At 74.9% G+C, this 24,084-nt stretch carries 20 protein-coding genes and 1 tRNA gene; 11 read left to right on the forward strand and 10 right to left on the reverse strand.

Annotated elements, in window-relative coordinates; translation table 11 throughout:
* Window positions 1-8 precede the first annotated feature (8 nt).
* The 8 genes from ACYX4T_RS03740 to ACYX4T_RS03775 all read left to right on the forward strand — a co-directional run bounded on the left by ACYX4T_RS03740 (window position 9) and on the right by ACYX4T_RS03775 (window position 10,138).
* Window positions 9-1,493 carry a carboxylesterase/lipase family protein gene (locus ACYX4T_RS03740; RefSeq protein ID WP_476013233.1) on the forward strand — a complete coding sequence of 495 codons (1,485 nt, stop codon included), beginning with the start codon at window positions 9-11 and terminating at the stop codon, window positions 1,491-1,493.
* Window positions 1,494-1,534: 41 nt separating this feature from the next.
* Window positions 1,535-2,284, forward strand: a complete 750-nt coding sequence (locus ACYX4T_RS03745; RefSeq protein ID WP_476013234.1) for a pseudouridine synthase — start codon at window positions 1,535-1,537, stop codon at window positions 2,282-2,284.
* Between the two features lie 112 nt (window positions 2,285-2,396).
* Complete coding sequence (cmk, locus tag ACYX4T_RS03750) at window positions 2,397-3,152, forward strand: (d)CMP kinase (RefSeq protein ID WP_476013235.1); 756 nt, start codon at window positions 2,397-2,399, stop codon at window positions 3,150-3,152.
* A 1-nt stretch (window position 3,153) separates the two neighbouring features.
* Window positions 3,154-4,551: a ribosome biogenesis GTPase Der gene (gene der / locus ACYX4T_RS03755; protein WP_476013236.1), complete on the forward strand. Its 1,398-nt coding sequence runs from the start codon at window positions 3,154-3,156 to the stop codon at window positions 4,549-4,551.
* Window positions 4,552-4,591: 40 nt separating this feature from the next.
* Window positions 4,592-5,164 (forward strand): TIGR03086 family metal-binding protein, encoded by a 573-nt coding sequence (locus ACYX4T_RS03760; protein ID WP_476013237.1) that lies wholly within the window; start codon window positions 4,592-4,594, stop codon window positions 5,162-5,164.
* A 222-nt stretch (window positions 5,165-5,386) separates the two neighbouring features.
* A complete protein-coding gene (locus ACYX4T_RS03765; protein ID WP_476013238.1) occupies window positions 5,387-6,103 on the forward strand; it encodes a hypothetical protein in 717 nt (238 codons plus the stop codon).
* A complete protein-coding gene (locus ACYX4T_RS03770) occupies window positions 6,100-8,241 on the forward strand; it encodes an Rv1355c family protein (protein ID WP_476013239.1) in 2,142 nt (713 codons plus the stop codon). The genes ACYX4T_RS03765 and ACYX4T_RS03770 overlap by 4 nt, the downstream gene beginning before the upstream one ends.
* A 28-nt stretch (window positions 8,242-8,269) precedes the next feature.
* Window positions 8,270-10,138, forward strand: a complete 1,869-nt coding sequence (locus ACYX4T_RS03775; RefSeq protein ID WP_476013240.1) for a putative bifunctional diguanylate cyclase/phosphodiesterase — start codon at window positions 8,270-8,272, stop codon at window positions 10,136-10,138.
* A 7-nt stretch (window positions 10,139-10,145) separates the two neighbouring features.
* Here ACYX4T_RS03775 and ACYX4T_RS03780 read toward each other — a convergent pair whose 3' ends face one another.
* Both ACYX4T_RS03780 and ACYX4T_RS03785 read right to left on the reverse strand, forming a co-directional pair.
* Window positions 10,146-11,645 carry a mannitol dehydrogenase family protein gene (locus ACYX4T_RS03780; RefSeq protein ID WP_476013241.1) on the reverse strand — a complete coding sequence of 500 codons (1,500 nt, stop codon included), beginning with the start codon at window positions 11,643-11,645 and terminating at the stop codon, window positions 10,146-10,148.
* A 46-nt stretch (window positions 11,646-11,691) separates the two neighbouring features.
* On the reverse strand, window positions 11,692-12,909 hold the full coding sequence (locus tag ACYX4T_RS03785; protein ID WP_476013242.1) for a hypothetical protein: 1,218 nt from the start codon (window positions 12,907-12,909) through the stop codon (window positions 11,692-11,694).
* A gap of 118 nt (window positions 12,910-13,027) precedes the next feature.
* Between ACYX4T_RS03785 and ACYX4T_RS03790 the strand changes: the two genes are divergently transcribed.
* Window positions 13,028-13,101: transfer RNA gene (locus ACYX4T_RS03790), tRNA-Pro, on the forward strand.
* A 134-nt stretch (window positions 13,102-13,235) separates the two neighbouring features.
* Here ACYX4T_RS03790 and ACYX4T_RS03795 read toward each other — a convergent pair.
* From ACYX4T_RS03795 to ACYX4T_RS03810, 4 genes are read right to left on the reverse strand one after another with little or no spacing between them, the layout of a single operon-like run.
* The gene (locus ACYX4T_RS03795) at window positions 13,236-14,390 is read right to left on the reverse strand and encodes a glycosyltransferase family 4 protein (RefSeq protein ID WP_476013243.1); all 1,155 of its coding nucleotides are present in this window, start codon (window positions 14,388-14,390) and stop codon (window positions 13,236-13,238) included.
* Entirely contained in the window at window positions 14,387-15,241 is an 855-nt protein-coding gene (locus ACYX4T_RS03800; RefSeq protein WP_476013244.1) for an alpha/beta fold hydrolase, read from the reverse strand. The genes ACYX4T_RS03795 and ACYX4T_RS03800 overlap by 4 nt, the downstream gene beginning before the upstream one ends.
* Window positions 15,238-16,455, reverse strand: a complete 1,218-nt coding sequence (locus tag ACYX4T_RS03805; RefSeq protein ID WP_476013245.1) for a glycosyltransferase — start codon at window positions 16,453-16,455, stop codon at window positions 15,238-15,240. Before ACYX4T_RS03805 ends, ACYX4T_RS03800 begins: the two co-directional genes overlap by 4 nt.
* The gene (locus ACYX4T_RS03810) at window positions 16,452-17,090 is read right to left on the reverse strand and encodes a hypothetical protein (protein ID WP_476013246.1); all 639 of its coding nucleotides are present in this window, start codon (window positions 17,088-17,090) and stop codon (window positions 16,452-16,454) included. Before ACYX4T_RS03810 ends, ACYX4T_RS03805 begins: the two co-directional genes overlap by 4 nt.
* A 458-nt stretch (window positions 17,091-17,548) precedes the next feature.
* Between ACYX4T_RS03810 and ACYX4T_RS03815 the strand changes: the two genes are divergently transcribed.
* Window positions 17,549-18,187 carry a hypothetical protein gene (locus tag ACYX4T_RS03815; RefSeq protein ID WP_476013247.1) on the forward strand — a complete coding sequence of 213 codons (639 nt, stop codon included), beginning with the start codon at window positions 17,549-17,551 and terminating at the stop codon, window positions 18,185-18,187.
* A gap of 40 nt (window positions 18,188-18,227) precedes the next feature.
* Here ACYX4T_RS03815 and ACYX4T_RS03820 read toward each other — a convergent pair whose 3' ends face one another.
* Both ACYX4T_RS03820 and ACYX4T_RS03825 read right to left on the reverse strand, forming a co-directional pair.
* On the reverse strand, window positions 18,228-19,874 hold the full coding sequence (locus ACYX4T_RS03820; protein WP_476013248.1) for a polyketide antibiotic transporter: 1,647 nt from the start codon (window positions 19,872-19,874) through the stop codon (window positions 18,228-18,230).
* The gene (locus tag ACYX4T_RS03825; protein WP_476013249.1) at window positions 19,871-20,761 is read right to left on the reverse strand and encodes an ABC transporter ATP-binding protein; all 891 of its coding nucleotides are present in this window, start codon (window positions 20,759-20,761) and stop codon (window positions 19,871-19,873) included. Before ACYX4T_RS03825 ends, ACYX4T_RS03820 begins: the two co-directional genes overlap by 4 nt.
* A 215-nt stretch (window positions 20,762-20,976) precedes the next feature.
* On the opposite strand from ACYX4T_RS03825, the gene ACYX4T_RS03830 reads away from it, so the two are divergent.
* A complete protein-coding gene (locus ACYX4T_RS03830) occupies window positions 20,977-21,300 on the forward strand; it encodes a DUF3040 domain-containing protein (RefSeq protein ID WP_476013250.1) in 324 nt (107 codons plus the stop codon).
* A gap of 260 nt (window positions 21,301-21,560) precedes the next feature.
* Here the strand turns inward: ACYX4T_RS03830 and ACYX4T_RS03835 are convergent, their stop codons facing one another.
* Both ACYX4T_RS03835 and betT read right to left on the reverse strand, forming a co-directional pair.
* Window positions 21,561-21,911, reverse strand: a complete 351-nt coding sequence (locus ACYX4T_RS03835; protein WP_476013251.1) for a hypothetical protein — start codon at window positions 21,909-21,911, stop codon at window positions 21,561-21,563.
* A gap of 118 nt (window positions 21,912-22,029) precedes the next feature.
* Window positions 22,030-24,060 (reverse strand): choline BCCT transporter BetT, encoded by a 2,031-nt coding sequence (betT, locus tag ACYX4T_RS03840; protein WP_476013252.1) that lies wholly within the window; start codon window positions 24,058-24,060, stop codon window positions 22,030-22,032.
* Between the last annotated feature and the right edge of the window lie 24 nt (window positions 24,061-24,084).

Consider the following 24,084-nt stretch of genomic DNA (forward strand, 5'->3'; position numbering starts at 1 on the left):
CGCGCAGAGTGGACGACACCCGGAAGACCACCGGTGGCATCATCCGCGGCACCGTCACCGACGGGGTGGCCGCCTTCCTCGGCGTGCCGTACGCGGCGGCGCCGGTGGGGGAGCGGCGCTTCGCCCGCCCCGAGCCGGCCCGCTGGGACGGTGAGCGCGACGCCACCGCGCGCGGCCCGACGGCGCCGCAGGCCCCGACCGACATCGCCGGCATGCCCGACCTCGCCCCGATCGTCGGCCCCGGCTGGGTGCCCGGCGCGGACTACCTGACCGCCGATGTGCGCACGCCCGACGCCGGTGGCTCGGGTCTACCGGTGATGGTGTTCGTGCACGGCGGGTCGTTCACCGGCGGCACCGGGCGCGCCCCGGTCTACGACGGCACGCGGCTCGCCCGGGAGGGCGCCGTCGTCGTCTCGATCAACTACCGCCTCGGTGTGCCCGGGTTCGCGGCGCTGCCCGGCGTCGTCGCCAACCGCGGGCTGCACGACCAGATCGCGGCCCTGCAGTGGGTGCGCGACAACGCCGCGGCGTTCGGCGGCGACCCGGACCGGATCACGGTGTTCGGGGAGTCGGCGGGCGCGCTGAGCGTCGCCGACCTGCTCGTCGCCGCCCCGCGGGGCCTCGTGCGCCGCGCGGTGGTGCAGAGCGGCGGCGGCTCGCACGTGCTCGCGCCCGCCCAGGCCGCCGTCGCCACGCAGGCCCTGGCCGACGAGCTCGGCGTCGACCCGCACGCGCTGGTCGACGTCCCCGACGAGGGCCTCGTCGCCGCCGTCGCGCGGCTCGGCGGGCACCCGCCCGACCTCGCCGTCGCGGGGCTGCGCGACCCGCTCATGGGCCTGGCCGTGCTCGGTCCCGTGATCGACGGCGACCTGCTCGACGGCCCGCCCGTGGACGCCGTGGCGGCCGGCGCGGCGAGCGAGGTCGACCTGCTCGTCGGCCACAACGTCGACGAGATGGCCCTCTACCGGCTCGTCGACGAGGCGCTCGGGCTCGCGCCGCCCGGCGAGGAGGCCCTGCGCGCCACCGTCGCCCGCCTGCACGACGACCCCGACCGCGTGATCGACGCCTACCGCGCCGCGGTGCGGGGCGCGACGCCGGCCGCGCTGCACGAGGCGATCCGCACCGACTGGATGTTCGGCGTGCCCACCCGCCGCCTCGCCGACGCGCACGGCGCTTCCTCGGGCCGGACCTGGCGCTACCTGTTCGCCTGGGGCCAGGACGGCCTCGGTGCCTGCCACGGCCGCGAGCTGCCGTTCGTCTTCGATGCCGTCGGGCACGTCGACACCGGCGCGCTCGCCGTGCCCGACACCGAGGAGACCCGCGCGCTCGCCGCCCGCATGCGCACGGCCTGGGTGGCCTTCGCCCGCGACGGCGACCCCGGCTGGCCCGAGTACACCGCCGGCACGCCCACGACGCGCCGCTTCGCGGCCGAGGACAGCGAGACCGACACCCCAGACGGTCCCGAGCAGGAGGTCTGGAACGGGGTGCGTTGAGCAGGCCGTAGGCTGGAGGACCTGGTGAGCGGAGGAGCGCGGTGAGCGGGTCGGAGGGCGGCGAGGGTGTCCGCCTGCAGAAGGTGCTCGCGGAGGCGGGCGTCGCCTCGCGGCGGCAGGCGGAGATCCTCATGCGGGAGGGCCGCGTCGAGGTCGACGGGAAGGTCGTCACCGAGATGGGCATCCGGGTCCACCCGGACACCGCGGTGATCCACGTCGACGGCTCGCGGATCGTCACCGACACCGAGACCGTGCACCTCGCGCTGAACAAGCCCGAGGGCATGCTCTCGACGATGTGGGACGAGCAGGGCCGCCGCTGCGTCGGTGACATCGTCCTGGAGAAGGCCGAGGGGCAGCGCCTGTTCCACGTCGGGCGCCTCGACGCCGCCACCGAGGGCCTGCTGCTGCTGACGAACGACGGCGAGCTCGCGAATCGGCTGATGCATCCGTCGTACGAGGTGCCCAAGACCTACCTCGCCGAGATCCGCGCGCCCATCCCCAAGGACCTCGGGCGCCGGCTGCGCGAGGGCGTGGAGCTCGAGGACGGGCCGGTCGCGGTGGACAGCTTCCGGGTCGTCGACCGCTCGGGTGCGCGGGTGATGGTCGAGGTCGTGCTGCACGAGGGCCGCAAGCACATCGTGCGGCGCCTGCTCGACGCCGTCGACAAGCCCGTGGCGCGCCTCGTGCGCACCGCCGTCGGTGACGTCCGCCTCGGCGACCAGCGGCCCGGCACGCTGCGCAAGCTGGGCCAGGACGAGGTCGGGGCGCTGTACAAGGCCGTCGGGCTCTGATCTGCGGTCGCCGACGGACGTGACGAGCGCCGGACGGGGCGGACGTCACACCCGTGCGCAGGGCACAATGGTCTTCCGAACGCTGTCGGGTCGACGTTCGGGAGGCGCGGGGATGGACGGGACGTTGCGCGGGGTGGTCGCCGTCGACGGGCCCTCCGGGACCGGCAAGTCGACCACGGCCCGCGGGCTCGCGATGCGGCTGGACGCGCGCTACCTCGACACCGGCGCCATGTACCGCGCCGTGACGCTCGCCGTCCTGCGCGCGGGCCTGGCCCTCGACGTCGCCGCCACCGCGTCCGACGGTGGCGAGGACGTGGTCGGCGTGGCGCTCGGGGCGCGGGTCACCGTGTCCACCGACCCGGCCGAGCCGCGGGTGCGTCTCGACGGCGAGGACGTCGACGCCGAGATCCGCGGCACGGAGGTCACCTCGGCGGTGTCGGCGGTCTCGGCGCTCACGGCGGTGCGCACCCACCTCGTGGCCGAGCAGCGCCGCATCGTCGACGAGGCCCTGGCCGACGGGGCGGGGATCGTCGTCGAGGGACGCGACATCGGCACGGTCGTCCTGCCGGACGCCGGGCTGAAGGTGTTCCTCACCGCCTCCGAGCTGGTCCGCGCGGGCCGGCGGGACGCGGAGAACACCGCCGCCGGGCGCTCCGGCGCCCCCGACACCCGGGCCGACCTGGCCCGGCGGGACACGCTCGACTCCTCGCGCGCGGCGTCCCCGCTGCGCGCGGCGGAGGACGCGGTCGAGGTCGACACCTCGACCCTGGACATCGAGGGCGTGCTCGCACGCCTGCAGCACCTGGCCGAGGACCGCGGACTGGTCACCGGCCTCGCCGACGCGGGAGTCGGCAGACACGGAGGATGACGTGAGTCAGGAAGGGCCCGCTTCGCTCGTCGGCGAAGGCACGGGCGATCTTCCCGACACCGCACGCCCGGCGCAGCCGGTGCTGGCGGTCGTCGGGCGCCCCAACGTGGGCAAGTCGACGCTGGTCAACCGCATCCTGGGCCGCCGCGAGGCCGTGGTCCAGGACGTCTCGGGCGTGACGCGCGACCGCGTCGCCTACGACGCGCTGTGGAACGGGCGGCGGTTCACGCTGCTCGACACGGGCGGCTGGGAGCCGGACGCGAAGGGCATGCAGGCCGCGATCGCGGCCCAGGCCGAGACGGCGATGCGCACGGCGGACGTGATCCTGCTGGTGGTCGACGGCCAGGTCGGCGCCACGGCGGTCGACCAGGCGGTGGCGCGCACGCTGCGCCGCTCGGACCGCCCGGTGATCCTCGCCGCCACGAAGATCGACGACTCGCGGGGCGAGGGCGAGATCGCCGCGCTGTGGCGCCTCGGGCTCGGTGAGCCGCACCCGGTGTCGGGCCTGCACGGGCGCGGGTCGGGCGACCTGCTCGACCTCGTGCTCGAGGCCATGCCCGAGACCCCGCGGGACGACGTGGACCTCGAGGGCGGCCCGCGGCGGGTGGCGCTGGTCGGGAAGCCGAACGTGGGCAAGTCGAGCCTGCTCAACCAGCTCACGGGCGAGACCCGCTCCGTGGTCGACGCCGTCGCCGGCACCACGACCGACCCGGTCGACTCGCTGGTCGAGATCGACGGCGAGACCTGGAAGATCGTCGACACGGCCGGCCTGCGGCGCAAGGTCGGGCAGGCGTCGGGCACCGAGTACTACGCGTCACTGCGCACGAAGGCCGCGATCGAGGCCGCCGAGGTGACGGTGCTGCTGCTCGACGCCTCCGAGCCGATCAGCGAGCAGGACCTGCGGGTCGCCTCGCAGGTCGCCGAGGCGGGGCGGGCGCTGGTGCTCGCGATGAACAAGTGGGATCTCGTCGACGAGGACCGTCGCCACGCCATGGTGCGCGAGCTCGAGCGGGCGCTGGTGCGGTTCCCGTGGGTGGAGCGGGTCAACATCTCGGCGCGCACGGGCCGGGCGGTACAGAAGCTCGCGCCGGCCATGCGGACCGCGCTGGAGAACTGGGACCGGCGCGTGCCGACCGGCCAGCTCAACCAGTGGCTCGCCGACGTCGTCGCCGCCACCCCGCCGCCGGTGCGCGGCGGCAAGCAGCCGAAGATCCTCTACGCGACGCAGGCGCAGAACCGGCCGCCGACGTTCGTCCTGTTCACGTCGGGCTTCCTCGAGGCCGGGTACCGGCGCTTCCTCGAGCGCAAGCTGCGCGAGACCTTCCCGCTGACCGGCACCCCGGTGCAGATCAACGTGCGGGTCCGCGAGAAGGGGAAGCGCGGAGGTCGCGGACGCTGATACATTCCTAGGACTTCGCTGTCCTGAAGGAGTGATCGACGTGCACGATCTCGGACCCGCCGCGCAGGAGACCGCCCGCGTCGTCGCCCGGGTGCGCGACGACGACCTCGCCCGACCGACCCCGTGCGGGCAGTGGTCGGTGCGCGACCTGCTCGGGCACCTGCTGGCCTTCGCCGGCCACTTCGTGCGGGTCGCCCGGCACGAGGAGGCGCAGGCCGGCGGGGCGCCGGAGCAGCTGCCCGACGACTGGCGCGGCGAGCTCGACGCCCGCCTGGATGCGCTCGTCGCCGCCTGGCGGGAGCCGAGCGCATGGGAGGGCGAGGGCCAGGCCGGCGGTCTGTCGATGCCGCGCGCCGACCTCGGGGTCGTGGCGCTCGAGGAGCTGGTGCTGCACGGCTGGGATCTCGCGCAGGCGATCGGCGCGCCGTACGACGTGCGCGACGAGGACCTCGCGATCGTCCGCAGCTTCGTCGTGAACTTCGAGCACGCGCCCCAGGAGCAGCGCACCGGGCTCTACGGGCCGGTGGTGACCACCGACGGCGGGAGCGAGCTCGACCGGGTGCTCGCCCTCGCCGGACGCGATCCGCGGCGCCCGCTCGCGACCACCGGCTGACGTCCTCGGCCCCCGCGAGCTCCACTCCGATCGTCCGAGTTTGCTGCGTCCGCGGTCACCGGCCGGGAGCAGGCGCCCACGGTTCGTGGCCGCCACGAGGCCGACGAGCGATCACCGTGACACCTCCACGGCGGTGTGCCCGCGGCAACCGTCCGACGACGATGGATCTTGTCGGATCGCGGTCGTCGGGGTCGGGGTCCGGCCGACGGGTCGGGAGCCGCCGTGACTGCAGTGATCACCCTGGACGGCCGTTCGGGCGCGCGAGCACGGGGCTACCGCATCGCCGAGTCCCCCCACCGCATCGTCGTCAGCACGCCGCGCGCCGAGCCGGAGCTGTGGGACGAGTACCTCGCCGGGGCCGCGCGCAGCTACGCCGCCCACGGTGTCGGCGGGGTCGTGGAGCTCGACCGGGTGCGGGAGGGCGCGGCCACGGCGCTGTTCTTCGTCGCCCTCTCGCCCGACGACCGCGTGGTCGCCGGCCTGCGCTCCCAGGGGCCCTACACCAGAGCCGACGAGGCGCACGCCGTCGCGGAGTGGGACGGGCACCCCGACCAGCCTCTCGTCCGGGCGCTGATCGAGGAGCGCCTGCCGTTCGGGGTGGTGGAGTCGAAGACGGTGTGGGTGGAGCGCGACGTCCCGGGCCGCCGCGAGATCGTCGGCGGTTTCGCCCGGGTACCGCTGCACGCCTCGATGATCCTCGGGGCCCGGTACGCGTTCGGGACGGCCGCGGCCCACGCCCTGCCCATGTGGGCCGCGAGCGGCGCGCAGGCGGTCGGCGGCCTCGCGACCGCCGGCTACCCCGACGTCCGCTACCGCACCAACCTCCTCTGGTGGGACCGCTGGGACCTGCCCGACACGGTCCCGGACGGCGTCCGCCGGGCTCTCGACCTGGAGACCGCCCAGCTGCTGTCGCCCGCGATCCCGGCCGTCACGCGGTGAGCGGCGCCGGGCCGGCCGACGACCGGGCGTGGCGCGCCGTCCTCCTCGACGAGACCGTTCCCGCCGACGCCGAGGTCCTGGCCGGGCTGCGCGCCGACCCGGGCGTCACCGTGATCGACCGGCGGGAGGCCCAGCAGGCCGACCTGGCCGGCGTCCGGTCCGGGTCGGCGGGGTCGGACGGGTCGTCGAGCACCTGGGCCTACTACCCGTGGCGGCGCACGGTCGTCGCCGTCCTGGGGGAGGAGGCCTTCCGGCGGCTGCGCCTCGACCGGAACCGGAACAAGATCACCGCGCCCGAGCAGGACCGGCTGCGCCGGCTGCGGATCGGCGTGGTGGGCCTGAGCGTCGGGCACACGATCGCGCACACGCTGGCCCTGGAGGGGCTGTGCGGCGAGCTGCGGCTGGCCGACTTCGACGCGGTGGAGGTCTCGAACCTCAACCGCCTGCCCGCGACGCTGCTCGACCTCGGCGTCAACAAGGCCGTGGTCGCCGCCCGCCGGATCGCCGAGCTCGACCCGTACCTGACCACGGTCGTGGAGCCGGACGGCGTCACCGACGACGGCCTCGCCGCGTTCCTCGACGGGCTGGACGTGCTCGTCGAGGAGTGCGACTCCCTCGACGTCAAGGTCCGGCTGCGCGAGGAGGCGCGCCGCCGGCGCATCCCGGTGCTGATGGAGACCAGCGACCGCGGCCTGCTCGACGTCGAGCGCTTCGACCTCGAGCCGGACCGCCCCCTGCTCCACGGCCTGCTCGGCGACGTGGACTCGGCGGCGCTGCGCGCGCTGTCGGCGCAGGACAAGGTGCCCCACGTCCTGCGGATCCTCGGCGCCGGGGACCTCTCGGCGCGGACGGCGGCGTCCATGGTCGAGGTCGGCCGCACGCTGACCACGTGGCCGCAGCTCGGCGGCGACGTCACGCTGGGCGGGGCGACCGTCGCCGCGGCGGTGCGCCGGCTGGGCACCGGGCGCGAGCTCGCGTCCGGGCGCGTCCGGGTCGACCTCGACGAGCGTCTCGACGCGCTCGGGGCCGTGCCGGTCGAGCAGCCCCCGGCCCCCGAGGACGAGCCGGTGGACCCGCCGGCTCCGGGGCCCGCTGAGGCGGTCGTCGACGGGATCCTCGAGGCCGTCCGGCGCGCCCCGTCGGGGGGCAACGTCCAGCCGTGGCGGGTGGAGGTCCACGACGCGGAGGTCCGCCTGCGCCTGGACCGCGCGCGCACGACGACGATGGACGTCGGGCACCGCGGCAGCTACGTCGCGCTCGGCGCGGCCTTGTTCAACGCGCGCGCAGCGGCCGCGGCCGCGGGCGCCCTCGGGCCGTGCCGGCTCGTCGGCGACCCCGCCGACCCGGACCTCGTGGCGACCCTGCGTCTCGAGCCCGGCGGCGACGAGCGCCTCGCGGCCGCCCACGCCGGGGTGCTGCGCCGGGGGACCAACCGGGCGCACGGCCGGCCGGCACCCCTCGCGGACGCGGTGGTCGCGGCGGTGCGGGAGGCCGCGCACGCGGAGGGCGGGCGGGTGCACCTCGTCACCGGCGACGACCTGGCCGCCGCGGGGGAGACGCTCGCCGCGTCGGACCGCGTGCGCTACCTGACCGAGCGGCTGCACCGGGAGATGTTCGCCGAGCTGGTCGAGCCCGGCGCCGCGCGGACCGACGTCGGCATCGAGACCCGGACCCTCGGCCTGGACCCCGCGGACCTCGCGAAGCTGGCGATCGCCCGGCGCCCCGAGGTCATGGCCCTGCTCGCCGACTGGGACGCCGGCGACGCGCTCGGCGAGGACACCCGCGACCGGCTGGCGTCGAGCTCCGCCCTCGCGGTCGTCACGGTCGCGGGGTCGGCGCCGGCGGACTTCGTGCGGGGCGGCGCCGCGGTCGAGGCGGTGTGGGTGGCCGCCGAGGAGCAGGGCCTCGCGGTGCACCCGACGTCCCCGGTGTTCCTCTACGCGACACACCCCCACGATCTGGTGGTGTTGTCGCCCCGGTTCGCCGACGAGCTCGGGGCCCTGCGGTCCGCCTTCCGAGGGATCGCGGGCCTCGGGCCCGAGGAGTCGGTGGCCCTGGTCCTGCGGCTGAGCCACACCGACGTCCCCGCACCCCGCAGCCGCCGGCGTCCGCTGACCGAGATCTCCTCGATTACCTGAACGGCCGCAGGACGGCTACGCTGCGTGCGTGAACCGTACGCAGAGCGAGATCGGGCCGACGAACCTCGACGAGCTCGTCACCCGCGTCGCGACCACGCTCATGGGCGTCGACTCGACGACCCTGCGGACGGCCAGCGAGGAGATGTTGCAGGTCCTCGTCGCCTACTTCCAGGTGGACCTGAGCTTCCTGCGGTTCCACGACGCCGCGCGGCGGGCCACCGTGCTGATCGCGGAGTGGCCGCCCCGCGAGGTCGTGCCCGACCCGGACCCGCTCGGCGTCATCTTCTTCGACGCCGCGGACCCGTCCTTCGCGGCGACCGAGCACCTCGTCGACATCTACGCCGTGCGCCCCGCCGACTCGGAGGGCTACCAGGAGCGGGTCAAGCAGGGATCGGGCGTGGACGCCACCTCGGCCGTCTCGATCCCGCTGCGGTCGGGCGGGAGCACGACCGGCATCTTCGGGTTCGTCAAGTACGGCGACCGGGGCTGGAGCGCCGACGAGACCCGCGCGCTGCGGACCATCGCCACCCTCATCGCCCAGATGCAGGCCCGTCTGCTCGCCGAGGACCAGCTGCGCCACATCGCCCACCACGACGAGCTCACCGGCCTGCCCAACCGCCGCGCGCTGCTCGCGCACCTGCAGGCGACGCTGACGTCGCCGCCGCCCGGGCCGCGGGCGCTGCTGTTCATCGACGTCGACCGGTTGAAGGCCACGAACGACTTCCTCGGCCACGACGCGGGCGACCGCTTCATCATCGCTGTCGCCGAGCGCATCCGCGCCGCGGTGGGCGTCAACGACATGGTGGCCCGCCTCGGCGGCGACGAGTTCGTCGTCGCCCTGGCGGGGTCCGCCGACGAGGCGCAGGCCGCCGCGATCGCGACGCGGGTGCAGCGCGCGATGGCCGAGCCGATCCGGCTCGGCGGGCAGTCGCTGCGGCGCACCGTCAGCGTCGGGATCGCCGTGGCGCACGCCCCGACCGCCGAGGTCGGCGTGTGGCTGCGCAGCGCCGACCAGGCCGTGCTCACGGCGAAGGAGCGCGGCGGCAACGAGGTCGTCACGTTCACCACGGAGATGCGGGTCCGCGAGGAGGTGCGGGTCACCGTCGAGATGAGCCTGCTCTCGGCGATCCGCGACGGCACCCTCGCCATCCACTACCAGCCCGTCGTGGACCTGCGCACCGCGTCGACCGGCGGTGTCGAGGCGCTCCTGCGGTGGCACCACCCGACGCTGGGGCCGGTGTCGCCCGAGCTGTTCGTCGGCGTCGCCGAGGCCACCAACCTGGCCGGCGAGCTGGGTCGCTGGGTGCTCGACGGCGCGTGCCGCCAGCTGGCCGCGTGGCGCCGTGACCGCCCCGACGTGGTCGGCCCGGACTTCACCATGGCGGTCAACGTCTCGCCGGTGCAGCTCCTCGCCATCGACTTCGTCGACGCCGTCGCCGAGGTGCTGGCCCGCCACGGCCTCCAGGGGCGCGACCTCGTCCTCGAGGTCACCGAGCACGCCGTCGTCGGCGACCTCGACGCGGCGTCGGCGACGCTGCGCGGCCTGCGCCGGCTCGGCGTGTGCGTCGCCATCGACGACTTCGGCACCGGCTACAGCTCGCTGGCCCAGCTCAAGGCGCTGCCGGTCACCATCCTCAAGATCGACCGAACCTTCGTGCAGGACCTGGGGCGGACCGCCGAGGACCTCTCCATCGTCCGGTCGATCGTCGGCCTGGCCCACTCGTTCGGCCTCGACCTCATCGCCGAGGGCGTCGAGACCGAGCTCGCCGCGCGGACGCTGCTCGACATGGGCTGCACCACCGCCCAGGGCTACCTGTTCTCGCGTCCCCTCCCGCCCGACCAGCTCGTCGCCTGGGTCTCCGCTCCGTCCGCGCCTGCCCTCCCCAGCCCGCGCTGATCCGGGCTCACCGGCCCAGCCGCTGCTCCAGGGCCTGGACGGTCGCGCGGGCGCCGTCGGTGTGCAGGGCGTCGAGGTGCGCGCGGTAGGCCGTGGTGAAGCGCTCGTCGTCGACGAGGTCGCCGAACAGGTCACGGTCGGCGAGGAACGCCAGCGGCTCGTCGGGGTAGCGGCGGGCGGCGGCGATGCGGTCCTCGGCGCGGCCGGTGTCGACGACCTCGATCGGCTCGCCGCTCTCGTCGACCCCCTCCGCGTAACGCGCCCACGCCGCGACGACCAGGGCGGAGCGCTCGATCTCGCCGCCGCGCTCCAGATTGGTGCGGATGACCGGCACCAGCCACGTCGGGATCCGGTCGGAGCTCTCGGCGGCCAGGCGGGCGAGGGTGTCGCGGATCTCCGGGTTGGCGAAGCGCTCGATGAGCGTGGCCTTGTAGTCGTCGAGGTCGACGCCGGGCACGGGCGCGAGGGTCGGCGTGCCCTCGCGGTCCATGTAGGCGCGGGTGAAGCCGGCGAACAGCGCGTCGCCCGCCACCTCGTGCGCGTACCGGTAGCCCGCGAGGTAGCCGAGGTACGCGATCGCCTGGTGGCTCGCGTTGAGCAGGCGCAGCTTCATCAGCTCGTAGGGCTCGACGTCGTCGACGACCTGGACCCCGACGTCCTCGAACGGGGGGCGCCCGGCCGCGAACCGGTCCTCGAGCACCCACTGGGTGAAGGGCTCGCAGACCACGGGCCAGGCGTCGATGATGCCGATGTCGGCCTCGAGCTCCTCGCGGTCGGAGTCGGTGGTGCGCGGCGTGATCCGGTCGACCATCGAGTTGGGGAACGGGACGTTCTCCTCGATCCAGTCGGCGAGCTCCGGGTCCCTCCGCCGGGCGTACGCCGTGATCATGGCGTGGGCGACGTGGCCGTTGCCCTGGATGTTGTCGCAGGACATCACCGTGAACGGGCCGGTGCCGTCGTCGCGGCGCCGGCGCAGCGCCTCGACGAGGAAACCGAACGTCGTCCGCGGCGCGGTGCCCGGCTCCGCGGCGATGTCGGCCTGGATGGCGGGGTCGCGGTCGTCGAACTCGCCGGTGCTGGCGTTCTTGTGGTAGCCGCCCTCGGTGACGGTGAGGCTGACGATCCGCGTGGCCGGGTCGGCCATGCGGTCGAGCACGGCCTCGGGGTCGTCGGGCGCGTAGAGGTAGTCGACGATCGACCCGATCACCCGCGCCTCGCGCCGGCCGTCGGCGTGCTTGAGCACGAGGGTGTAGAGGTCGTCCTGGGTCTGCGTGACCTCGGCCATCTTCTTGTCGGCCTCGAGCACGCCCACGCCGCAGATGCCCCAGTCCAGGGCCTTGCCCTGCTGCATCAGCTCGTCGAGGTACATCGCCTGGTGCGCCCGGTGGAACCCGCCGACCCCGAAGTGCACGATGCCCACCGACACCGCGCCGCGGTCGTAGCTCGGTCCCGGGACGTCCGCGGGCAGGTCCGCCAGGTTCGCCGCCGTCAGCGTCGTCGCAGCCACACCGCCCACTATGTCGCGGATCACCGGGGGTGCGCATCCGCCGGAGTCAGCGCACCAGCGTCGGGGGCTCCGGCTGGTCCTCCAGCGGCGGCTGCACCACCGTCCGCGGCGGCGGGTCGCCCAGCGGCGGGAGCAGCGGTTGGCGTGGGGTCCCGCCACCGCCGACGCTGTCCGGCCCGTTGTTGTCGACGACCTGGAGCAGCGGGCGGATCCGTTTGACGTCCTCGGCCCACGGGTTGTCAGTGACCTCGGAGTCGACCTCGAAGTCGTAGCCCCAGTCGTCGCGGAACTGCTCCCGCATCGACCCGGCCGGCCCGACCTCGGCGTTGAGGGCGAACTGCGGGCCGTTGGTGTCGTCGACGACGTAGGCGCCGTAGTTCTGCAGCGTCCACGCGAGCTGACGCGCGGGCTCGGTGGTCAGGCCGATCGCCCCGATGTCGACCGACGGCGGCAGCGCGAGCAGGGCGCCGAGGCGCATCGCGCCGTTGCGGTTGTCGCCGTCGGTGCCGTAGTTGCGCGGGCCGGCGCGGTCGCTCTTGCGGGCGGGCCAGCGGGAGCAGCTCGCGGAGTCCGTGCACCGGGCGAGCTCACCGCGGCCGTAGACGTTGACCTTCAGGACGTGGCGCGGCCCCTCCTGCCCGGGCCGCAGCTCGCCGAGGCGGATCGACCCACCGAGCGCGGAGAGGCCCGACCCGCCGTGCGCGCCGTCGACGCCGGGGCCGTAGAGGTCGGTGTCGGGGAAGTACACGAGGCTGGTCGCGGGCCCGCCGGCCTCGCAGCGGGCGAGCGGCTGGACGTTGATGACGGTGCGCCGGTCGGCGCCGAGGATCGCGGTGCTCTGGTTCTTGTTGTCGCTGGGCAGGACGTATCCGGCGGGAATCGGCGCGGTCCGCAGCAGCCGCGACGGATCGGCCACGCACCGGTCGCCGCCGAAGCCGCCGCGGCTGTAGAGGATCGGCGTCTCGGGCGCCCCGGGGCTCAGGATGATCGGTTCGTCGTCGACCTGGGGCATGCGGCCGCTGGTCAGCCCGTTGGGCAGGGGCTCGAGCCCGGCCGGGACGTAGACCGCCCCGCTCCCGATCGGCGTGTTCCAGATGCTGTCCGACGCGAACGGCTGGATCAGCGGGTCCCGCTCGCCGGGGGCGACGGTCCCCGGTGTCGGGTCGTCGCTGGTGGTCCCGCCGCACGCGGCGAGCGCGACGGCCAGCACCGCGAGCAGGGCGAGCGGCGCACGGCGGCGAACGGAACGACGGAATCCCCCCATACCGCCCATGCCTACCGCACGGCACGTCGCCGCTCACCCCGGGCCCGCGGCCCCGGGTCGTGGCCGGGACGCCGCCGTGGGGTAACCTTTCGATGTCGCGCCCCAGGGCGCGGGCGATCGGGACGTGGCGCAGCTTGGTAGCGCACTTGACTGGGGGTCAAGGGGTCGCAGGTTCAAATCCTGTCGTCCCGACGCAGCTCACGGGTCGATGAATCTTCATCGGCCCGTGAGCGTGGAGCTGCCCGTGGAGGCAGAGCCCCCGAGCTTGGCTCCACGATCACCCGTCGGCAGCGAGCGCTGCCGCCCGAGCGACGTCGTTCTCGCGATCACGACGGACGGCCGCGGCAACCGCGGAGAAGGTCCGGATTCGAAGAGACCGACCACGACCCGGCCGGAATCCAGCCGTGAGGGTCTCCGACAGCGGTACGGAGAGCGCTGAGCAGGCTCTCAGCCGTGTTCTCCCATGTCTGGTCGGCGGCCTGTTCTCGGGCGGCGGCCGACCGACGGGCCCACCGGGCTGGTTCCTCGAGCTGCCTCACGGCGTGGGCGAAGCCGTCCGCGTCGTCGGGGTCGACGAAGATCCCGCAGGGCCCGGCGACCTCACGGAAGGCCGGGATGTCGCTGACCACGACCGGTGTGCCCCGCGCCATCGCCTCCAGCACCGGCAGCCCGAACCCCTCGTCACGCGACGCGGAGAGCAGGGCGACGGCGGAGTCGAGCAGGGCCCGATAGCTCTCGTCGCCGGCCCCGTCGTGGAAGACCAGTCGCCCGGAGCCGGCCGCAGCGGCCAGTCGGGCACGCGCTTCCGGTGGCGCCGGGCTGAGCAGGTGCAACTCGTAGCCGGGCAACCGCGCGGCCGCCGCGGCGACGGTCTCGACGTTCTTGTACGGCATGAACGAGCCCGCGTACACCAGGCGAGGCACGCCGTCGGGCCGCGCCCGGGGCGGCGTCGCCGGCGGCAGGTGGAAGTCCGTGGCGTCGGGCACCACGCTCACCGGACGGCGGGTGAGCCGGTGCCGGGCGAGCAGCCGCGCGGTCGTCGCGGACACCGTGGCGACGGCGTCGGCACGGTCCAGCAGGAGCCGCTGTGGCCACCACGAGAGGTGGTAGAGCCGCCACAGCAGTCGCACGTGGGCCGGGACCCACGGCGGAGGAGTGCGGTGCCGGTAGTAGATGAGGTCGTGCACGGTGAGCACGAGCGCGAAGCGCCGTCCGAGGCTCCCGACGGTCTGCATGGGGCTGAAGACGACGTCGGCGCCGATCCGGTTGATCCGCCGGGCGACGAACGGCTCGAGCGGTGAGGTGGGGCTGCCGATCCGGTGCCAGGGTCGGTCGGGGAGCCCGTCGAGCTGCCGCGGATCGCAGACCAGCAGCTCGAGGGGATGACGGCGATCCAGAGCCCGCACCACTCCTCGGGTGTATCGGCTGATGCCGTCGGCGCGGCCGACCTGGATGTAGCGGCAGTCCACGAGAACCCTCATCCGACCCGCTCCAGGAAGTCCTGCACGATGGCGGCGACCTCATCGGGAGCCTCGTAGTGCAACAGGTGTCCGACCTCAGGGACGATCTCCAGGTCGACCTGCGGGAACGCGCTTCTCAGGGCATCGATGCCCTGAAGCGGAGCGACCTGGTCGCGGGCCCCCGCCACGAGCAGCGTCGGAGCGTCGAGGGCGGGGACGTATCGGGCGATGGTCCCCGTACGAGCGGCGCGGAAGGCCTGGCCGAGAGCGTGGACGTCGGCGAAGCGGACGAAGTGGGTGCGATGCTCCTCGCGGACCCAGGCGCGCAGCGCCGGGTCGGCGGTGGTCGTCATGGTGAGTGTGGCGAGATCGGCCAGCGCCCGGTGGCGCAGAAGCGCGTTCCGCGCGCGCAGGCCGATCAGTGCCGTGGCCTCGTGAACGGCGGCGGCCGCCAGGGCGCCGGGCCCCGTCGCGCGGCGCGTGATCGGGTTGACGAGGACCAGCCCTCGGACCCGGATCCCGGCTCGCGCGGCCGCCGCAGCGGCGACGACCGTCCCGAAGGAATGCCCGAGCAGCGTCGGCGGTGACGACGTCGCGGCCACCAACGCCGCTGCCCACCGGGCGTATCCGGCGACGTCGTGCGGACGGTCCTCGAACGGCGCCGTGGCGCCGAAACCAGGAAGGTCCGGCACCACGACGTGGAGGCCGGCGAGCCGACGGGCGATCGGACCCAAGCCCTCGTGGGTGCCCCGCAACCCGTGGAGGGCCAGCAGCGGGGGATGGGTCGGGTCGCCGTACTCGACCCACCGGGTCCGGACCCCATCCACCACCCGCTCGCGCACGCGGGCGTCGGGGCTCTCCGTCGTCGTCACGCGGCTCGACCTCCACGACAGGTCATCTCGCGGGCAGGGCGCCCACCCTGCGGTGTCCGGTACAGGTCCTCGAAGGCGTCGAGCGTGAGCGGCAACGCGTGCTCGAGCGCGAGGCGCCGGCCGGCCGCTCCCATCCGCCGTGCTCGGGACCGGTCACTCAAGAGGTCGCACAGCGCCCTCGCCAGTGCGTCGATGTCACCGTGCGGGTAGCGCCAACCGTTCTCACCGTGGCGGGCCAGGTGCGGCAACGCCCCCGCGTCGACGGCCACGACCGGGAGCGCCGTGGCCATCGCCTCGAGGGTGCTCAGACTCTGGAGCTCGGCGGTGCCGGCGTTGACGAACACATCGAACGCCGCATACGCGTCCGGGATGTCGTCATCGTCCAGCCGTCCTGTCAGCACCACGCGGCCCGCCACCCCGCTCCGGCGGGCCACCTCCAGCACCCGTGCCCGGTCGGCGCCGTCGCCGACCACCACCAGCCGGGCGTCGAGCACCTCCGGTAGCAGGGCCAGTGCGCGCACGAGCTCGTCGACGTGCTTCTCGCGGTCCAGCCTCCCCACGAACCCGATCAGCGGCCCGTGTCCGAGTCCGTGCCGGCTCCGGAAGGCCGCTGCGCGCCCTGCGGTGTCGGGGCGGAACCTGGTCGGGTCGAGGCCGTTCGACACGAGCAGGATCGGACCGGCGACACCGTGGTGTTCGGCCAGCGCCGCGGCGTGCGCGGTCGGAGCCGTGACGACGCCGGCTCGCTCCAGGACCCGCGCGGCGTCGCGCCAGAACAGCCTGCGCAACACGGCCGCCGGCAGCGGGCGTACCGGGAGCGCGGGAAGGAGGTTGTCGGGGACCATGTGCGTCGTCGCCACCGACGGCACGCCCCGTTCGGCGGCGGCCGTCAGCAGGGCCCGGCCCACGAGCAAGTGGCTCTGGACGTGCACCACGTCGGGACGGATGCGGTCGATCAGCTTCCCCGAGAGCCGCCGCAGCCCCACCGGCGGGCACAGCCGGAAGCCACGCGGCCGGGGAACGGGCACCGAGCGCAGGCGGTGCTCGGTGACGGGCCCGGCCGGCATCGCGATCCGGCTGCGCGTGTCGCCGGCCGGGGCGACGACGTGGACGTCGTGGCCGCGCTCGGCGAAGCCCGCGGCGAGGCGTTGGGCGAAGTAGCTGGCCCCGTTGACGTCGGGGGCGTAGGTGTCCGCCCCGAGAAGGATTCTCACGTGCGTCTCCTCCAGACGGTGAGCGCACGCGTGCCGAGCGCGCGCAGGATCAGCAGCCCGAGCCCGAGGCCGGCGCCGACCGCGACGACGAGCCACGGCCGCTCGACGAGGTCCGCGGCGAACGAGCGGCCGACCAGCCCGCCGAGCGCGACGAGCACCGCGGCCCGCACGCCCGTCACGGGCACGACCCACGCCGCGAACCGGCGGTAGGGCGTCCCGGCGAGACCCACGGCCACGAAGCTCGGTATCGCCGCGATGTCGACGAGCTTCGCGCCGACCACGACCCACGGCAGGCTCGTGGTCACACGATCGACGAGCGCGGCGCGCCGGTCCTCGGTCAGGCCGAGCCGTGCGATCAGTCCTGCCGACCACGGCCGACGGCCGCCTCGTCCGAGCAGGTAGAAGACGCTGTCGGCGGCGACGTCGGCGACCACGGCCACGGCCCAGACCGCGCTCCAACCGAGCAGACCGGCCCCCGCGAGGGAGCCGGCGACCACGGTGGCCGCCGGGCCCTCGACGAGGATGCCGAGTCCGAGCATCGCCAGCAGCCAGCCCGGGGTCCCTGCCGTGGCGAGAGGCGCCAGCCCCGGGACGCCACCGCCCTGGACGGCGAGCAGGGTGTCGACACCGGGCATCACGCCGAGCCTCCGTCCTCGCACGGTCTCTCTCGGCTCCCAGCGTTCTTCGTCAGGCACCGCACGACCTCGGGGAAGCCCCGGAGGCTCACTCAGGGGCCGGGCAAGTCGAGGCATGGGGCCGTCCAGCCGACGGACCCTGAGTGGGGCAGCTGAACTCCCTGGGCCCGGACCGGTGACGAGCGCCGATCGCCGGTCCCGTCGCATCGAGATCGTCGACGCCCTCCCGCGCACGGGCAGCGGCAAGCTCGACCGTCCGGCGCTGCGCCGCTCGGTGACCTGAGCACGCCCGGACCCGGGAGACCCCGGTGTCCCCGTCGACGAGTGTCAGCGGATCGTCAGCCTGCGCATCTCCGCATGCGGCCACGGACGGGCAACCGTTGAGCACGCCGCACACGAGCGTCACCGACCGGTCGCGGCGCCCTCGACACACCGTGGAGATGGAGGAGGCGGACTCGATGAACGCGCACACCGACGAGTCACCGCGCGGCGGGAAGCTCCGGACCGCCGAGAACCGGGGCGTGCTGGCGGGCGCCGGCATCGCGGTCCTGGGGCTGTGGTCGCTCCTCGTGCCGCTGGTCGGACCCTACTTCGGCTACGCCCTCAGCCCGGCCGGTCCGTGGACGAGGCCGTGGGCGGCGCTCTGGCTCCAGATCGTCCCCGGCGTGGTGCTCCTGGTCGTCGGCATCGCGCTGGTCGTGACCCGGCGCCCCCTCGTCGGGCTCGTCGCCGCGGCGGTCGCCGCCGCGGCGGGCCTCTGGCTGACGATCGGGGTCGCCCTGTGGCCCTGGACCCCGAGCGGGGTCCTCGTCGGTGGGGTGACCGGTGAGGGCATCAGCGCCGCCGAGCGGCTCGGCATGGCCAGCGGCCTGGGCGCGGTCACGACCCTGCTGGCCGGGCTCGCCCTCGGCCGGTTCTCGGTGCGCCGCACCCGCGCCGCGACGGCGCCGGAGGACACGCAGGGACGGGGATCGGTGGCCGGGCACGACACGACGGGCCACACCGGTTCCGCCGTCGGCGGGTGGGGCGGCCGTCCCACCGTCCCGAGCCCGCGGCGCTCCGGCGAAGAGCCGGCCCGCAAGCCCTCCGACGCCTGACGGGCCCGCCGGGTCGCGCCGGCGTCGCGGAGGCGGGCCGTCAGGGTCCGAGGTCCCGACGGGTGTGGCCCGCGATCCCCGCCGCCAGCAGCGCCGCGGCCACGACGGCCATGACCAGGGCGCCCGGCGGGTGCGCGTCCGTCAGGGGCACGGGGGCGACGTGGCGGAACGGCGAGAGGGCGAGCACCCATCTCGGGGCGCCGGCGTCCTCGGCGAGCGCCTGGAGCAGGAAGCCGCCGACGGCCGGGAGGGCGCCCACCGCCGCGGTCCACCGCGGACGCCACCCCAGCGCCGCCACGGCGGCCCCGAGGCAGAGCAGCGCCACCGGGACCACGTTCAGCACACCGGCCACCGCGGCTCCGAGGGAGATCGCGCCGCCGCCGAGCCCGGCCCCGGCCCGGAACGCGACGGCGGCGGTGAGCGCCAGGACGACGACGCCGAGGGCGGTGGCAGCGGCCTCGGCGAGCACGAGCATCGGTCGGCGCACCGGGCCCGCGAGCAGCAGGGTCAGCCGGCCGGCGGTCTCCTCGGCGGCGACCGACGCGACGCGGGCCGCGGCGAAGACGCCGAGCGGGACGGCCAGGACCGCGAACAGGGCGGCGGCGTAGCCGCTCATCCCGTCGAGACCGCCCATCCCCGCCTGCTCGGCCAGCACGGCGAACCGGGGGTTCTCGCGCAGGAACGTCGTCGCCGACACCCCGACGAGCCCGACGAGCCCGAAGGAGGCCGCGACGGCCACCGCCCACCCCGCCAGCGGCGCGAGGAGGCGCCGCACCGCGAATGCCGGGACCGACCCCAGCAGGCGCAGCCGTGCCGGCCGCGCTGCCGGCACCCCCACCAGGCCGGTCTCGAGGTCGCGGCGGCCCGCGGCCAGGGGAGCGGCCACGACCAGGACGATCGCCGCGCACCCGAGCACCAGCAGCGGCAGCACGTGGTCGCGGGCGTAGGGACGGGACAGTGCCAGCAGGCCGAACGGCGAGGTCCAGCGGAGCCACGACAGCGCCGCGACCCCGTCGCCGACCATGCGAGCCAGCAGCGCGACCCCGATGACCGCGGCAGCGGCGGCGCTCGCGGCACCCCGGTGGGACCAGACCTGGGCGGCGAGGCCGCCGACGCCGGCGAACAGGACCGCGACGAGCCCGAGGCCCAGGCCGTGCAGCACGGCCCCGGTGCCGTCCGCGCCGGCCACCAGCAGGGCGCTCGTCGCCGCGACGCCGGTGAGCAGGCCGGCCGCGGCCACGACCGCGAGGTGCCACGACACCAGGGCGGTCGTCGTCATCCGGCCCCCCGCCACCAGCGCCCAGCGGCCGGCGTCCTCCTCCCCGCGGGTCACACGCACGGCGGTGAGCGCGCTCCACGCGCCCACCAGGACCGCCAGCGGCGTCCCCGTGCGCCACACCGCGAAGCCGCCGGCCGTGTCCAGGGCTGTCGGCTCCCCGAACAGGGTGCGGACCGCGGCGTTGGCGGCGAGGACGGCGAGACCGGCCACGTCGCCGGGGGCGAGCCCCCGGTGGGTGAGGGCGGTGAGCGCGGTCATCGCACCGGTCACGAGCACGACGACGAGGGCGCCGCGGCGGACCTCGCGAGCGACGAGCCCGGCCACCGCGGTGGACGGGGCCCGCCCGGCGGGCTCGGTGTGCCGGGCGTGGCGCGCCGGGGCGTGCACCACGCTGCCGACGCCGGTCACGCCCGCTCCCCGTAGTAGGACAGGAAGAGCTCCTCGATCGACGGCTCGCGCGCCTCGACGGAGCGGACCTCGGCGCCCGCCAGCGCCGCGAGGGCCGGACCCGGGGGACCGGACACGGTGAAGGTGAGGTGCCCGGGCGCGGGCCGCTCGACCTGGCCGACCCCCGGCACCCGGTCCAGGACGGGGGCGGGCCCGTCGTGGGTGACCGCGAACTCGGTGCGCCGCAGGCGCCGGCGCAGCGCGGCGATGCTGGAGACCTCGACGAGCCGCCCGGCCCGCAGGACGCCCACGCGGTCGCAGACCGCGTCGACCTCACCGAGCTGGTGCGAGCTGAGGAACACCGTCCGGCCGGCCTCGCGCGCCTCGACGACCACGCGGCGGAACTCCCGCTCGGCGAGGGGATCGAGGCCGCTGGTGGGTTCGTCGAGCAGGAGCAGCGGCGCGTCGGTGGCGAAGGCGGCGACCAGCGCCACCTTCTGGCGGTTGCCCGACGAGTACGTGCGAGCGAGTCGCCCGACGTCGAGCGCCAGCCGCTCGGTGAGCTCCCTGCGGCGGCCGAGATCGACGGGCGGCCCGGTGCCGCCCAGCAGTCCGAGGATCTCGGCACCGGTCATGCGCGGCCACAGGGCGACGTCGGCCGGGACGTGGGCCAGCAGCGGGTGGGCTCGCTCGACGTCCTGGACGGGCACGCCGAAGATCCGCGCCTGCCCGGAGGTGGGCCGGGCGAGACCCAGCAACAGGCGCATGGTCGTCGACTTGCCGGCGCCGTTAGGCCCGAGGAAGCCGAACACCTCGCCCGGGCGCACGTCGAGATCGAGGTGGTCGAGGGCGAGGACGGAGCCGTAGCGCTTGGTCAGCGCACGCGTGCTGACGGCGGACGCGTCCACGGGCACCCCACAGGTCGGACCAGACAGCTCCTGCGTGCCGACCAGGCTTCCCGGCGCTCCGACGCGGACGCTACGCCGCGGCAGGGTCCCGCGGAAGCTCCCCGAACCGCCGCGCAGCGTCCTCTCAGCCTCCCATCAGCTCCTCCCGATACCGTCGTCCTCGGTGTGCCGGGAAGCCTGGTCGGCGTGGTCCTGTCCTCGACGGAAAGGTCGTCATGGCCGCCACGCCCGCCGCGCCCGACCCCCAGCCCCGTGACCCGCGGCCCCTGTCCGAGCGGGAGCGGAAGGCGCTGTCCGATCTGGAGGCGCAGGCGACCTCCGAGGACCCGGCGCTGAGCATGCGCATGCGGCGGACCCGGACACGGTGGCACGAGAGCCTCTCGCCCCGCGCCTACAACGCCACCATCCAGGCCGCCGTCGTCTTCGCCGTCGCCCTGGTGGTGCTACCGAGCGCCTGGGCCGGCGTACTGATCTCCCTCGCCGTCGTGCTGCTGCCCATGGCGATCGTCCTCGTGGCGATCCGCCGCGGCGCGCTCTGACCGACCGCACGTCACCCCCCGACCTCCCGCGACGGCGGCTGCGCCCGGCGCCCTCGCAGGACCAGGACGAGGGCGCCCAGGAGCCCGGCGACGAGGGAGCCCCGGCCGCGACCTGCGGCGCCCCGGTCGGAGGTGGTCGGGGGCCGCGAGACCTGATCACGAGCTCCCTCCGCTCGCCACGAGGCGGAGGTCCGCGCGTCGCGCTCGGGGCACACCGACGGCCCCGGGCGCGCCGCTCTGTCGGTGTCCGGTCCGGGTCGTCAGCCCCCGCCGCGGTGGCGGGCCCACCACGTCGCGGCGAGGGGGCCGACCAGCACGACCACGGCGAGGACGGCGCCCACCCACACCGTCGGCATGAGCACGACGGCGAGCACGACGACGACCACCACCTCGACGACGGCCCGTGTCCGTGGTCCGGGCGGTCGGGACGCTCCGGGCCGGGGGCTCTCCGGCCTCGCGAGCTGCGCACGTCCGGGTCGCCGGCCCTGGGGCCCCCGGGCCTCGGCTCGTCCGGGGGTGCGCCGGAGCTCGGCCGCGATCTCGGCGAGCACCGCCCTCTCCCGGTCGGTGAGGGGTCGGGCGGGCTCGGGCCGGGTCGGCTCGGTCGCCATCGGGCACCACCTCGCTGGTCGCGGACGTCGTCGTGACCGCCGACCAGGCTTCCCGGCACACCGGGACCCAGTGTGCCGCGGGCGGCTGAGAGGGTGCTGAGTCAGGGGCGGGTCGCGCTCAGCGGATCCCCTGCTCGAGACGGACGAACTCGAGGTGCCGCTCGTACTGGTCGAGGACGTCGTCGATCAGCTGCCCGTGCGTGTAGCCCATGACGTCGTAGTCCTGGCCACCGTCGCGCAGGTGCACCTCGAGGCGGGTGTAGGTGTCGCTGCCCTCCGGCACGGCCCGCCCGTAGACCGGGACCGGTACCTGCCGGGGCCGGATCTCGTAGGCGAACGGGTGCTCCTCGCCGGCGCCCGCCACCAGCGCCACCATCGCGGTGCCGTCGTCGTCGCGCTCCTGGAGCACCTCGGCGTCCACCCCCCGCTGGCTGAGGTCGGCGGCCACCTCCTCGACCGCGGGGAGCGCCACGTCGTCGAGGAACTCCCGAGCGCGCTCCGGCCCGGGGAAGGACAGGGCCCGGTCGAGACGCTGTCGCCATCCCGGCAGGCCGTGCGGGTGGGCGCCGGCGCGGCCGGAGATCGACGACCGCAGCGCCGACCGCTGGCTCTCCGCGAGCAGGGCCTCCGACCGGAGCGCCTTCCAGAGCCCGTACATGACCAGCAGGATCACGAAGGCGAAGGGCAGCCCCATGATGATGGTGGCGTTCTGGAGCGCCGGCACCCCGCCGACGGCGAGCATCCCGACCGTGAGCAGACCGGTGGCGACGGCCCAGAAGATGCGCACCGGGCGGGCCCCGTCCGACTGCGGCGTCGGCAGGTGGGAGGTCAGGTTGGCCATCACGAGGGCGGCCGAGTCGGCCGACGTGACGTAGAAGAGCAGGCCGACGAAGGTGGCGACCCCGGCGACGAGCGGGACGGCGGGGTACTGCGCGAGCAGCTGGTAGAAGCCCTGGGCGTTGTTCTCCATCGTGTTCGCGCCGAAGGCCGCGTCGCCGTTGCGGATGACCTCGATGGCGCTGTTCCCGAAGATCGAGATCCACATGACGATGTAGGTGAACGGGATGATCAGCGTCCCGGCCACGAACTGGCGGATGGTGCGGCCCCGGGAGATGCGGGCCAGGAACAGCCCGACGAAGGACGCCCAGGCGATCCACCACGCCCAGAAGAACAGCGTCCAGGCACTGAGCCAGTCGACGGGCTGGTCGAACGCGAACGTCTCCAGTGTCAGGCCGGGGAAGGAACTGACGAAGTCGCCGACGTTCTGCACGAGCGCGTTGAGCAGGAACACCGTGTTGCCCGCGACGAGCAGGTAGAGGGCGAGCCCGATCGCGAGGAGCACGTTGAGCTGGCTGAGCAGCTTGATGCCCCGGTCGACGCCGCTGACCGCGGACGCGGTGGCGATGGCGACGGCGAGCGCCACCAGCCCGATCTGCGCCCCGGTGCCCTCCGGGATGCCGAAGAGGAAGGTGAGCCCGTAGTTGAGCAGCACCACGCCGATGCCGAGCGACGCGGCGACCCCGAAGATGGTGCCGAGGACGGCGGCCAGGTCGACCGCGGTGCCGATCCCGCCGTGGATCCGCTTGCCGAAGATCGGGTAGAGCGCGGAGCGGATCGCGAGCGGGAGGTTGCGGCGGTAGGCGAAGTACGCCAGCGCCATGCCCATCAGCGCGTAGAGCCCCCAGCCGCTGATGCCGTAGTGGAAGAGCGTCCACACCGTGGCGTCCTCGGCGGCCTGCAGGGTGCCGCCCTCGCCGCGCGGCGGGGAGAGGTACTGGGTGACCGGCTCGACGACCGCGAAGAACATCAGGTCGGTGCCGATCCCGGCGGCGAAGAGCATCGACGCCCAGGCGAAGGTGCTGAACTCCGGCCGTGAGTGCTCCGGACCGAGCCGGGTCCGGCCGAGGCGCGAGGCCCCCACGACGATGACGAAGACCAGGACCACCGTGGTCAGCAGGATGTAGAACCAGCCGAACCACTGCGAGGTCCAGCTCACCACCGCGCCGATGGTGTCGGCCGCGGACGTCGGGGCGAAGATCGCCCACAACGCGATGGCCAGGGTCACGGCGGCGGAGCCGTAGAACACCACCGGTTTGATCCGGACGCCACCCTCGGGACTCGTCGTCGGTGGGGTCCGAACCTCGGTCATCGCGTCCCCTCTCATCGCGGCGCG

This window comes from Actinomycetospora sp. ABD4_176 (assembly GCF_056311855.1).

Bases quoted from the DNA above. Each gene is read 5' to 3' on its own strand.
- cmk (WP_476013235.1), top strand. From the start codon at position 2,397: ATGGACGGGACGTTGCGCGGGGTGGTCGCCGTCGACGGGCCCTCCGGG.
- ACYX4T_RS03785 (WP_476013242.1), bottom strand. From the start codon at position 12,909: ATGGGGGGATTCCGTCGTTCCGTTCGCCGCCGTGCGCCGCTCGCCCTG.
- ACYX4T_RS03795 (WP_476013243.1), bottom strand. From the start codon at position 14,390: ATGAGGGTTCTCGTGGACTGCCGCTACATCCAGGTCGGCCGCGCCGAC.
- ACYX4T_RS03810 (WP_476013246.1), bottom strand. From the start codon at position 17,090: ATGCCCGGTGTCGACACCCTGCTCGCCGTCCAGGGCGGTGGCGTCCCG.
- ACYX4T_RS03815 (WP_476013247.1), top strand. From the start codon at position 17,549: ATGAACGCGCACACCGACGAGTCACCGCGCGGCGGGAAGCTCCGGACC.
- ACYX4T_RS03830 (WP_476013250.1), top strand. From the start codon at position 20,977: ATGGCCGCCACGCCCGCCGCGCCCGACCCCCAGCCCCGTGACCCGCGG.
- ACYX4T_RS03835 (WP_476013251.1), bottom strand. From the start codon at position 21,911: ATGGCGACCGAGCCGACCCGGCCCGAGCCCGCCCGACCCCTCACCGAC.
- betT (WP_476013252.1), bottom strand. From the start codon at position 24,060: ATGACCGAGGTTCGGACCCCACCGACGACGAGTCCCGAGGGTGGCGTC.